This is a genomic window from Pseudomonas sp. FG86 (genome assembly GCF_057808775.1).
In genome coordinates, this window is sequence record NZ_JBMDIS010000010.1 from 1 (window position 1) to 9,729 (window position 9,729).

The following is a 9,729-nucleotide window of genomic DNA, read 5'->3' on the forward strand; positions in this document are numbered from 1 at the left end:
AGCCCCCTCCCACATTGGGTTCTGCGTAGGCTTGAGGCCCAGGTCAGAACAAATCGATCGGCGCCGCCTCATCCGCTGGCAGCGGGCTGCCCGGTGCAACGCCATTGCCCAGCTCGTTGACCGAGGGCGGGGTGTCTTCGCTCTTGAACAGCTCGAAGTACGCATTCGGGGTGCTCGGCGATGCCGCACGGCCACTCACCGGGTCGATCCGCAGGCTCAGGATGCCTTCAGGTTCCGGTTGGGTATGCAGCGGTTTGTCCTTCAATGCCGCGCCCATGTAGCTCATCCAGATCGGCAATGCGACGGTGCCACCGAACTCGCGGCGGCCAAGGCTTTCCGGTTGGTCGAAGCCCGTCCAGACGGTGGTCACGTAGTCGCCGTTGTAGCCGGAGAACCAGGCATCCTTGGATTCGTTGGTCGTACCGGTCTTGCCTGCGATATCCGCGCGGCCCAGGGCCAGGGCGCGGCGGCCGGTACCCTTCTTGATCACGTCTTCGAGGATGCTGTTGAGGATATAAGTGGTGCGACCGTCGACCACGCGCTCGGCCACGGCGGGTACCTGTGGGTCGGTGGCGGCGGCGCCCGGTGCTACGGGGGCGGTGCCTGGGGTCGGCTCGATGGTGATACCACCGTGGCTCGGCGCCGCAATGCCATCGCTGGCTGCCACGCCGTTGACCACGTCACCCGGCACGCGTGGCGGGTTGGCGGTGAACAGGGTATCGCCATTGCGGCTTTCGATCTTGTCGATCAGGTAGGGCGTGATCTTGTAGCCGCCGTTGGCGAAGGTGCTCCAGCCGGTGGCGATTTCCATCGGCGTGAGGGTCGCGGTACCCAGGGCCAGGGACAAGTTGGGTGGCAGGTCCGACTTGGCGAAACCAAAGCGGGTGATGTAGTCGATGGTCTTGCCTACGCCCATCGCCTGCAGCAGGCGGATCGACACCAGGTTGCGCGACTTATACAGCGCCTCGCGGATACGAATCGGGCCGAGGAACGTGTTGGTGTCGTTCTTGGGGCGCCAGACCTTGTCCAGGTACTCATCGACAAACACGATCGGCGCGTCGTTGACCAGGCTGGCGGCGGTGTAGCCGTTATCCAGTGCGGCGCTGTAGATGAACGGCTTGAAGCTCGAACCCGGTTGGCGCTTGGCCTGGGTCGCGCGGTTGTAGTTGCTCTGCTCGAAGGCAAAGCCGCCGACCAGGGAGCGGATTGCGCCGTTCTGTGGGTCGAGGGACACCAGGGCGCCCTGGGCCACGGGGAGCTGGCTGAATTTGAGGCTGTCGTCTTTCTGGCGTTGCACGCGGATCAGGTCACCCACCTGCGCCACGTCTGACGGCTGCTTGGGCATTGGGCCCATGCTGTTGGTATTCAGGAATGGGCGTGCCCATTTCATGCTGTCCCACGCGACATGGGCTTCGCCGGTACGGGTCAGTACCTGCAGGCCATCCTTTTGCACCTGGATGACGATGGCCGGCTCCAGGCCGCTGATCGCGCGCTGCTTGCCCAGCTCGGCGGTCCAGGCGCTCAGGGTCTTGCCCGGCAGGCGCGACTCAGGGCCGCGATAGCCGTGGCGCTGATCGTAGGTGATCAGGCCGGAATGCAACGAGGTATTCGCAATTTCCTGCAAGTCGCTCGACACCGTGGTCGTGACGCGGAAACCTTCGGTATAGGCATCGCTGCCATAGCGGCCGACCATCTCGGCCCGCGCCATCTCGGCGATATACGGGGCGTTCACTTCCGGCGTCGGCACGTGGTAGCTGGCGTTCAGCGGCTCGGCAACCGCACTTTCATAGGCGGCCTGGTCGATCTTGCCCAGCTTGTACATGCGGCCCAGGATCCAGTCGCGGCGTTCTTTACTGCGCGCCGGATTGGCCAGGGGGTTAAAACGCGATGGCGCCTTGGGCAGGCCGGCAATCATCGCCATCTGCGCCAGGCTGGCGTCACGAATCGACTTGCCGTAGTACACCTGGGATGCGGCTTCGATGCCGTAGGCGCGGTTGCCCAGGTAGATCTTGTTGACGTACAGCTCGAGGATTTCGTCCTTGGTCAGCTGACGTTCGATCTGCAAGGCCAGGAGAATCTCGGTGGCTTTACGCGAAAAACTGCGTTCGCTGGTGAGGAAGAAGTTCTTCGCCACCTGCATGGTGATGGTGCTGCCGCCGGATTGAATGTGTCCGCTTTTGACCAACTGCGTGGCGGCCCGTACCAGGCTGCTGGGGTCGACACCGTAGTGGTTGGCGAAATTATCGTCTTCAGCCGACAGCAATGCGCTGATGAAATTGGGCGGGATGTCGGCGAAACGGATCGGGGTACGGCGCATTTCGCCGAACTCCGCGATCAGTTTTTCATCGCTGCTGTAGACCCGCAAAGGAATCTGCAACTGGATGCTTCTCAGGGCCTCTACAGAGGGCAAACCCGGACTAAGGTAGAGGTAGGCCCCGCTGAGTACGAGCAGCAGCCCGCAGACGATCGCGATGATGGAGTACCCGAAAAACTTCAGCAGACGAATCAAGGCTTTTGGATTTCCAGAGAAAAGAATGAGTTAGGCGCCGGGGTATGCATGGGAAACGATGGATCGACCCGACCTGCAGATAAAAAGCGGGAAAAAACGCTGGGCATTAAAGCATTTTTCGCCTTGGGGCGTCATTCGCGCCTCTTAAACAAGCCGACCGAATGCAGGGTGCCCGGCCACAATCAGGCGGTATGACAGGGAAAGCAATGAGGAGTTTTATGGTAAAGGGATTTTTCAGGCGAAAAGTCGACACCGTCCTGGGGGTCGATATCAATGAAGCGGGGATCAAACTGGTCGAGCTGGGGCGTTCAGCCAGCGGCTACACCGTTCAAGGCTATGCCACGCAGGCCCTGCCGGCCCGCGCGGTGGTCGATGGCACGTTGCTCGACCTTGAGGGCATCGGGCTGGCGCTGCAGCAGGCGTTGTCCCGGCTGCATACGTCGTCCCGGCAGGCGGCGATTGCCGTGTCTGGGTCCTCGGTGATCACGCGGGTGATCGAAATGGAGGCAGGGCTCAGTGACGATGAAATGGCCAGCATGATCCTGGTGGAGGCAGACCAATACATTCCCTACCCATTGGAGGAGATGGCCCTGGACTTTCAGGTGCGCGGTCCATCGGCCGCGGACCCGAAGCGGGTCGAGGTGTTGCTGGCGGCATGCCTCAAGGAGCAGGTCGAGGCGCGTGAGGCGGTTCTGGCCTTGGCCGGGTTGGTGCCGCGAGTGGTCGATGTGGAAGGGTTTGCATTGGCGCGCGCAAGCAGTCAGGATTTCGCCAGCTTCACGCCGGGCCGTCGAGTCGATGGCGCACAGTGGGCCGTGGATGCCCAAGGGATGGGAGTAGCCTGCGGGTTGGCCCTGAGGAGTTTCGCTGGATGACACGAATCAATCTTTTGCCCTGGCGCCAGGCACTGGCGGAGCGGCGGCGCAAGTATCTCCTGATGCTGTTGCTGGCGTTTGCCTGCGTGGCTCTGGCGGCGGTATGGCTGGCGGACCAGGTTATCGACCAGGCGATCGACCGGCAGGTGACGCGTAACAATCACCTGGGCAAGGAAATCACTGTCCAGGACGCGCGCATCAAGACCATCGACGACCTGCAGGTGCAAAGCCAGCAACTGGCGGAGCGCATGAAAGTCGTGCAGGACCTGCATGACGCCCGTTCCGGCAGCGCGCGGTTGTTGGATCAACTGGCCCGTGCGGTGCCTGATGGCGTACATCTGCATGAGGTCGTGGCAAAGGGCAATACGGTGAGCATCAGCGGCAGCGCTGATTCGAGCCAGGATATCGCCCAGTTGATGCGCCGCCTGGACGCCTCCGAAGGCGCCCACGCGACGCGTCTGCAACAGGTGCGGTCGGAAGGCGAGCGGGGCAGCAACGGGTTTCAATTGATGGTACGCCAGGGAGCGTCCACCGAGGCCCAGCCATGAGCCTGCCCAGGCTCGACTTTTTTGCACTCTCTCACCACGCTGCGAAATGGCCCTTGCCTGGCAAGGTCCTGCTCGGCTGCGCGCTCGCCGGCCTGGTGCTGGTAGTGGGCGAGGCTGCATGCCTGAGTCCGTCGCGGGACCGGTTGAAGGTACTCGAGGTGCAGGAAGGAGGCTTGCGGCAGCAGCTCGCCGAGAAGGTTGGGCTGGTCGCCGCGCTTGAACAGCAAACCCAACAGTTCCAGGCGATGCAACAGCGCTTCGCCGGGCTTTTGCAGGCGTTGTCCCAAGAGGCTGAAGTGCCAAGGCTGCTTGAAGACATAGCCCGGTTGGGCGTCGCCAATGGCTTGGCAGTCGAGGGCATCGTCCTGTTGGATGAGCAGGCGCACGCCTTGTATATCGAGCAGCCCGTGCAAATGGCTGTCACCGGGGGGTATCACGACCTGGCGACATTCCTGAGCGCTCTGGCCGGGTTGTCGCGAATCGTCACGGTACACGATCTGGCGCTGCGATCTGATGGGCCACTGCTGCGCCTCGACCTGCAGGCCAGGACCTATCGGCGTACGTCGCCAGGTGTCCGGTCGGTAGAGCTCGGCCAGGGCGTCGAGCCGCGGCCGCACTTTGTCTACGACGCTTCGTCCTTGCGCGATCCCTTCCAGCCGCCCGCGTTGCAGGTACATCACACGCCAGGCCGGCCAACCCAGGCCCCCGACTTCGCGCGGCCACGAGGCGCGCTCGAAGCTATCGCTATCGACCAGTTCGAAATGGTCGGCACGCTGTCCCGTGGTGTGCAGCGCTTTGCCCTGCTGCGGGCGGCCTCCGCGGTGCATCGGCTCGCAGTGGGTGACTACCTGGGGCCCGACCATGGTCGGGTGACCGCCATTCATGATGGTCATGTCGAACTGGTCGAGCTTTTCCCGAATGAACAGGGTGCCTGGCTGGAGCGCCCGCGAACCCTCGTACTCAACGTCAACTCATAACGGAATCAAACAATGAAAAGGACTTTCTCGTCCTTCGGTGTGGCGCTATGGATAGCGTTCACGGCACCGATGGTTTTCGCTGTGCCCAATCGTGTGGACCTGATCCAGCTGCCGCCACCTGAAAGCGCGTCGCCGAGCTACTCCGGCGACAAGCTGAGCCTCAATTTCCAGAACATCGAGCTACGCGCGGTGCTGCAACATATCGCCGATGTGGCGGGCCTCAATCTGGTGGCCAGCGACGAAGTGCAGGGCGCGATCACCCTGCGGCTCAGGGACGTGCCCTGGGATCAAGCCCTGGACCTGGTGTTGCAAAGCAAGGGCTTGGACAAGCGCATCAAGGCCGGTGTCTTGCTGGTGGCGCCTGCCGACGAGCTGGCCGCCCGCGAACTGCTGACCCTGGAGTCGCGGCGGCAGATGGCCGAACTCGCGCCACTGCGCCGCGAACTGTTACAGGTCAACTACGCCAAGGCAGCGGACCTGGCCAAGCTGTTCCAGTCGGTGACGGGGCACGAGGGCGCGACCGATGAGCGCGGTTCGGTGGCGGTGGATGATCGCACCAATAACATCATCGCCTACCAGACCGGCGAGCGCTTGGAGGAGCTGCGGCGGATCGTGGCGCAGTTGGACATCCCGGTGCGCCAGGTGATGATCGAGGCGCGGATTGTTGAGGCCAACGTTGACTATGACAAAAGCCTGGGCGCGCGTTGGGGCGGTCGATTGAGTCACGGCAAGTGGGGCGCAGGGGGTATCAGCAAACCCTTGGCGAGCGGCGAGGAACTGCCGGATAACCCGCCCAGTTCGCCCTTTGTCGACCTGGGCGCGGTTACGGGCACCTCAGGGCTGGGCGTCGCGTTTATCACCGATAACCTGCTGCTGGACTTGGAACTGACGGCCATGGAGAAGACCGGCAATGGCGAAATCGTCTCGCAACCCAAGGTAGTGACGTCCGACAAGGAAACCGCGCGCATCCTCAAGGGCACCGAGATCCCCTACCAGGAATCCAGCTCCAGTGGCGCCACCTCGGTGTCCTTCAAGGAGGCCTCGCTGTCACTGGAGGTCACCCCGCAAATCACGCCTGACGACCGCGTGATCATGGAGGTCAAGGTCACCAAGGACGAGCCCGACTACCTGAACAAGCTCAACGACGTACCGCCGATCAAGAAAAACGAGGTGAACGCGAAGGTGCTGGTCAAGGATGGCGAGACCATCGTCATCGGCGGGGTTTTCTCGAATACCCAAAGCAAAGTGGTAGATAAAGTGCCATTTTTCGGCGATGTGCCGTATCTTGGCCGCCTTTTCCGGCGCGATGTGCTGGCGGAGAAAAAATCCGAGCTGCTGGTATTCCTGACTCCGCGTATTATGAATAACCAGGCGATTGCTGTGAGTCGTTGATTCTGTGCGAAATTTGATTCTTGTAGGACCGATGGGCGCTGGCAAAAGCACCATCGGCCGTTTGCTGGCCAAAGAGCTGCGCCTGCCATTCAAAGATTCCGACAAGGAAATTGAATTGCGCACGGGCGCCAATATCCCATGGATCTTCGATAAGGAAGGCGAGCTGGGCTTTCGCGACCGCGAGCAGGCGATGATTGCCGAGCTGTGCGGCTGCGATGGCGTGGTATTGGCGACCGGCGGTGGCGCGGTGATGCGCGAGGAAAATCGCCGGGCCCTGCATGCCGGTGGTCGGGTGGTCTATCTGCATGCGTCGGTCGAGCAGCAGGTGGGCCGCACTGCTCGCGATCGCAATCGCCCATTGCTGCGCACCGCCGACCCGGCGAAAACCTTGCGGGATCTGCTGGCGCTGCGCGATCCGTTGTATCGGGAAATCGCCGATCTGGTGGTGGAAACCGATGAGCGGCCGCCTCGTATGGTGGTCCTCGACATTCTTGAGCGCCTGCAACGGTTGCCACCCCGTTAAAGCCAGGCCCGAAATGCGTTATTCTCGGCGGCGCGTTATCACCCTGCGGGGTGTGGCGTAGAGCCATCAGGTGGCGTCGGATTTCGACGTTACCGGTCGTCAAAACATCTTCAACGCGGGGACACATGCAGACACTTAAGGTCGATCTAGGCGAGCGCAGCTACCCGATCCATATTGGCGAAGGTCTGCTGGACCAGCCCGAGTTGCTCGCACCGCACATTGCCGGGCGGCAAGTGGCGATCATCTCCAACGAAACGGTCGCGCCGCTGTATCTTGAGCGTCTGAGCCGCAGCCTGGCGGCTTATTCGGTGATCTCCGTGGTATTGCCCGACGGCGAAGCCCACAAGAACTGGGAAACCCTGCAACTGATCTTCGATGGTCTGCTCACCGCACGCCATGACCGCCGCACCACCGTGGTCGCCCTTGGCGGCGGCGTGATCGGTGACATGGCCGGCTTTGCGGCCGCCTGTTACCAGCGTGGCGTGGACTTTATCCAGGTGCCCACCACCCTGTTGTCCCAGGTTGATTCGTCGGTGGGCGGCAAGACTGGCATCAACCACCCGCTGGGCAAGAACATGGTGGGTGCGTTTTATCAGCCTCAAGCCGTGCTGATCGACACCGCGACCCTCAACACATTGCCACCGCGCGAGCTGTCGGCGGGGCTGGCCGAAGTCATCAAGTACGGGCTGATCTGCGACGAACCGTTCCTGACCTGGCTGGAAGAACACGTCGACGCCCTGCGCGCCCTCGACCAGGTGGCGCTGACCGAAGCGATTTCCCGCTCCTGCGCCGCCAAGGCGCTGGTGGTGAACGCCGACGAACGGGAGTCCGGCGTACGGGCCACCTTGAACCTCGGGCACACCTTCGGCCATGCGATCGAAACCCACATGGGCTATGGTGTGTGGTTGCATGGAGAGGCCGTAGCGGCTGGCACAGTGATGGCATTGGAGATGTCGCAACGCCTGGGCTGGATCAGCGCCCAGGAGCGTGATCGCGGTATCCGCCTGTTCCAGCGCGCCGGCTTGCCGGTTATCCCGCCTACCGAGATGACCGAGGCAGACTTCCTCGAACATATGGCGATAGACAAGAAAGTGATCGACGGTCGACTGCGACTGGTGCTGCTGCGCCACATGGGTGAAGCGGTAGTGACCGACGATTATCCGAAAGAGATTTTACAGGCCACGCTGGGAGCGGATTACCGCGCCCTGGCCCAGCTTAAAGGTTAATAAGATCCCGATGACTAGTTTGCATGCCGACGAGGCGTTCCTCGGCCATTACCAGTTAAGCCACGACCCTTTTGCTCCACGGGTGCCTGGTTTCAAATTTTTCCCGGCCCAGCGCAAGCCGGTGCTCGGCCAGTTGCACCATCTCGCGCGCTACAGCCAGTTGCTGCTGGTGGTCACCGGCCCGCTGGGCAGTGGCAAGACCCTGTTGCGCCAGGCGCTGGTCGCCAGTACCAACAAGCAATCGGTACAGAGCGTCGTAGTATCGGCTCGCGGTGCCGGTGATGCGGCGGGTGTACTGCGCCAGGTGGCCCAGGCTCTTGATGTGCCCACTGCCGAGCCGAACGCGATTCTCAAGCAGGTGGTGCAACTGGGCCTGACCGGCCAGGAGGTCTACCTGCTGGTGGATGACGCCGAGCAGCTTGACGAATCCGCCCTGGAAGCGCTGTTGGCGCTCGCCGCCGGTACGCCTGAAGGTCGCCCGCATGTGTTCCTGTTCGGTGAGTCGTCGCTGATCGCCGATCTGGAGCAGATCAGTGGCGAACAGGAGCTGTTCCACGTCATTGAGTTGCAGCCTTACGAAGAGGAAGAAACCCGTGAATATCTGGCCCAACGCCTCGAAGGCGCCGGGCAAGGCATCGAACTTTTCTCCGCTCAACAGATCTCTGATATTCACGAAAGCTCCGACGGCTGGCCTGGCACCATCAATCAGGTCGCCCGCGATGCAATGATCGAAGCCATGATTGCCAGCCGCTCTGCGGTCAAGCGTCCAAAGATGGGGTTCACTATGCCTAAGAAGCACGTATTGGCCATTTCCGCCGTGGTCGTGGTCGCCGTTGCCGCCGCCTGGTTGATCCCGGGCCGCAGCAAGGCACCGACGACCGCCGGCGCGCCAACCGAACAGGCGCAGTTGCCACTGGGCAAGCCCACGCCAAACGTAGAATTCGCCAACTCCGGTCAACCGACCAGCCTGCCGATGGTGGGCCAGCCGGTCATGCGCGGCCCGCTTGCCGAAGAAGCCGGTGGCATCTCCGAAGGCGACGACGGCGTGCCGGTAGAAGGCTCCAGCGCCACGCCGCCGACCGTGACCACCACCGCGCCACCTGCGGGCGTGCCAGCCGGTCAGCCGGCGGCAAAACCGACACCAGCGCCGACGGTCGCGACCGCCAAGCCTGCGCCTGTCACCAAGCCCGTCGCAGCTGCACCGGTCGCCAAGCCAGCCCCGGCGCCGGCCGCCAAGCCTGCTGAAAAACCCGTGACCGTTGCCAAGGCCGGTGCCGCCGGCAGCAGCTGGTACAGCAGCCAGCCTACCGGTAACTTCGTGGTGCAGATTCTCGGCACCAGTTCCGAAGCCAACGCCCAGGCGTTCGTGAAAGAGCAGGGCGGCGAGTACCGTTATTTCAAGAAAGTGCTCAACGGCAAGCCTCTCTACGTGATCACTTACGGCAACTTCTCCAGCCGCGCAGCAGCTGAATCCGCTATCAAGGCCTTGCCAGCGAAGGTTCAGGCTGGTAAACCTTGGCCTCGCACTGTCGCCAGCGTTCAACAAGAACTGGCAACAACTCGCTGAAGATCCGGCGGCCTTACCCAGGCCGCCCTCTCGGCACCTCAAAAAAACAACAAAGCGTGCAGCCCTGAAGGCCGCGCGCTTTGTGGTGTCTGCGTCACAGTAGCTTTTGAGT

7 protein-coding genes and 1 pseudogene are annotated in these 9,729 nt (G+C 62.3%); 7 read left to right on the forward strand and 1 reads right to left on the reverse strand.

The features are described from left to right. Positions 1 to 43: 43 nt before the first annotated feature. Positions 44 to 2,506 (reverse strand): penicillin-binding protein 1A, encoded by a 2,463-nt coding sequence (locus tag ACODSV_RS09265; protein ID WP_370531104.1) that lies wholly within the window; start codon positions 2,504 to 2,506, stop codon positions 44 to 46. 221 nt (positions 2,507 to 2,727) lie between these two features. On the opposite strand from ACODSV_RS09265, the gene pilM reads away from it, so the two are divergent. The 7 genes and pseudogenes from pilM (at position 2,728) to ACODSV_RS09300 (ending at position 9,617) form a co-directional block, all read left to right on the forward strand. Continuing rightward, positions 2,728 to 3,384 (forward strand): type IV pilus biogenesis protein PilM, encoded by a 657-nt coding sequence (gene pilM, locus ACODSV_RS09270; protein WP_150054585.1) that lies wholly within the window; start codon positions 2,728 to 2,730, stop codon positions 3,382 to 3,384. Then, the gene (locus tag ACODSV_RS09275) at positions 3,381 to 3,932 is read left to right on the forward strand and encodes a PilN domain-containing protein (protein WP_150054586.1); all 552 of its coding nucleotides are present in this window, start codon (positions 3,381 to 3,383) and stop codon (positions 3,930 to 3,932) included. Before pilM ends, ACODSV_RS09275 begins: the two co-directional genes overlap by 4 nt. Beyond that, a complete protein-coding gene (locus tag ACODSV_RS09280) occupies positions 3,929 to 4,909 on the forward strand; it encodes a pilus assembly protein PilP (RefSeq protein WP_102625308.1) in 981 nt (326 codons plus the stop codon). The genes ACODSV_RS09275 and ACODSV_RS09280 overlap by 4 nt, the downstream gene beginning before the upstream one ends. A 135-nt stretch (positions 4,910 to 5,044) precedes the next feature. Further along, a pseudogene (locus ACODSV_RS09285) lies at positions 5,045 to 6,301 on the forward strand (type IV pilus secretin PilQ); the annotation flags it as partial. A gap of 4 nt (positions 6,302 to 6,305) precedes the next feature. Continuing rightward, positions 6,306 to 6,824 (forward strand): shikimate kinase AroK, encoded by a 519-nt coding sequence (gene aroK / locus ACODSV_RS09290; protein ID WP_024072964.1) that lies wholly within the window; start codon positions 6,306 to 6,308, stop codon positions 6,822 to 6,824. Positions 6,825 to 6,949: 125 nt separating this feature from the next. Then, positions 6,950 to 8,050 carry a 3-dehydroquinate synthase gene (aroB, locus tag ACODSV_RS09295; protein WP_024072965.1) on the forward strand — a complete coding sequence of 367 codons (1,101 nt, stop codon included), beginning with the start codon at positions 6,950 to 6,952 and terminating at the stop codon, positions 8,048 to 8,050. A gap of 10 nt (positions 8,051 to 8,060) precedes the next feature. Next, positions 8,061 to 9,617, forward strand: coding sequence for an SPOR domain-containing protein (locus ACODSV_RS09300; RefSeq protein ID WP_102625307.1), 1,557 nt, complete (start codon positions 8,061 to 8,063; stop codon positions 9,615 to 9,617). Positions 9,618 to 9,729 lie beyond the last annotated feature (112 nt).

Bases quoted from the DNA above. Each gene is read 5' to 3' on its own strand.
- pilM (WP_150054585.1), top strand. From the start codon at position 2,728: ATGGTAAAGGGATTTTTCAGGCGAAAAGTCGACACCGTCCTGGGGGTC.
- ACODSV_RS09275 (WP_150054586.1), top strand. From the start codon at position 3,381: ATGACACGAATCAATCTTTTGCCCTGGCGCCAGGCACTGGCGGAGCGG.
- ACODSV_RS09280 (WP_102625308.1), top strand. From the start codon at position 3,929: ATGAGCCTGCCCAGGCTCGACTTTTTTGCACTCTCTCACCACGCTGCG.
- aroB (WP_024072965.1), top strand. From the start codon at position 6,950: ATGCAGACACTTAAGGTCGATCTAGGCGAGCGCAGCTACCCGATCCAT.
- ACODSV_RS09300 (WP_102625307.1), top strand. From the start codon at position 8,061: ATGACTAGTTTGCATGCCGACGAGGCGTTCCTCGGCCATTACCAGTTA.